Origin of the sequence: Methylobacterium sp. GXF4 (assembly GCF_000272495.1) — a bacterium.
GTDB classification, from domain to species: domain Bacteria; phylum Pseudomonadota; class Alphaproteobacteria; order Rhizobiales; family Beijerinckiaceae; genus Methylobacterium; species Methylobacterium brachiatum.
The window spans coordinates 1-1,608 of record NZ_AKFK01000116.1; the positions used below are offsets into that span (position 1 = coordinate 1).

1 protein-coding gene and 1 pseudogene are annotated in these 1,608 nt (G+C 72.6%); both read right to left on the reverse strand.

What is annotated here, in order from left to right; genetic code table 11:
• Positions 1–7: 7 nt before the first annotated feature.
• Positions 8–1,330 (reverse strand): MFS transporter, encoded by a 1,323-nt coding sequence (locus WYO_RS28485; RefSeq protein WP_007569359.1) that lies wholly within the window; start codon positions 1,328–1,330, stop codon positions 8–10.
• Between the two features lie 193 nt (positions 1,331–1,523).
• Positions 1,524–1,608: pseudogene (locus WYO_RS31285) on the reverse strand (IS5/IS1182 family transposase); the annotation flags it as partial.

Consider the following 1,608-nt stretch of genomic DNA (forward strand, 5'->3'; position numbering starts at 1 on the left):
ACAAGCGTCACCCGAGCGGCATCCGCCGGGTCTCGACCGCGATCAGCAGCGTGAGCGCGGCGGCGAGCGCGAGCAGCGCGGCGAAGACGCCGAGCGCGAGGTTGAAGCCGCTCGCCAGCACCGGCGCCAGGACGGACGGTGCGAGCAGGCCCCCCAGGCGGGCCGCCGCGCCGGCGCTGCCCATGCCGGTGGCGCGGAGTTCCGTGGGATAGAGCTCGGGCGTGAAGGCGTAGAGCGCCCCCCACGTGCCGAGCAGCGCGAAGCTCATCAGAAGCGTCGCCGCCGCGAGGAAGCCGACCGACGATCCGATGCCGAACGCGAGACAGCCGAACGCGCTGAGGAGCAGGAAGGCGATGAGGGTCGGACGCCGCCCCCAGCGCTCCACCCCGTACGCGGCGAGCGCGTAGCCCGGCAGCTGCGCGAGCGCGACCAGGACGAGGAAGGCCTCGCCGCGCAGGAAGCCGAAGCCCTGGCCCGCCAGCCGCACCGGCAGCCAGACGAAGACGCCGTAATACGAGGCCGACACGAGCAGCCAGACGGCCAGGATCAGCACCGAGCGCCGCCGGAGGTCCGGGCGGAAGATCGAGCCGGCGGATCTCGGTGTCCCGAGCGATCGGGCGGCCTGAGAGAGGTTCGGCGCGCTGGCGGGGCGTCCGTTCGTGCGCGCGACCCGCGCGAGCACGGCCTCGGCCTGCGCGGTGCGGCCGCGCCGGAGGAGGAAGAGCGGCGATTCGGGGATCAGGATGCGCAGCCCGAGGCCGACCAGCGCGGGCGCGGCGGTGATCATGAACACGATCCGCCACGCCTCCTCCGGTCGCGTCCCGTGCGCGGCGAGCGAGGCCAGCGCCAGCACCACGGTGCCGACCGCCCAGAAGCCTTCCAGCGCCACCAGCCACCGGCCCCGCCGATCGGCGGGCAGGAACTCGGCCATCATCGCGTAGTCCACCGGCAGCGTGCCGCCGACCCCGAGGCCGGTCAGGAACCGCAGGGCCAGGAGCCAGCCGAAGCTCGGGGCGAAGGCCGAGGCGAGGCCGAAGGCGGCGTCGATCAGCACGGTCGCGATCAGGACAGGCCGGCGCCCGAAACGGTCGGCGAGGCGGCCGAACAAGAAGGCGCCGACCAGCATGCCGAGAAAGAGGGCGGTTCCCGTCTGCAGCGCCTGCTGGACGGGGATGCCGAATCCGGCGGCGATCGAGGGGGCGGTGAAGCCGATGGCGAGCACCTGCATCGCGTCCGCCGCCCAGACGAGGCCGAACAGTGCGAACAACCGCTTCTGGAACGCGCCGACGCCGGTGGCGGCCAGCGCCGCATCGTAGGAGGCCGTGGTCATTGTCATACCCCGAGCGGCGGATGCCGATCGCCCGGCCGGCCGAACCGGCGTCTCCGCGCGATCGGGCCGCGGCGGCGACCGGGACCGTCTGATGCACAAAGACCCGGCGGCTGGCCACAGCGCCGCGCGTCTCGGACGCATCAAAGGTCTGGATGGCGGTCGCTCAGTGTCTGGGAGGCGCGCCTAAGAGCGCCTAACAGAACCGCCTGATCTGGTTGAGTGTGATGAGGCTGGCAGCGAGGCTGGTGAAGGCTTCTTAGATGTCTGCACGTCGCTCG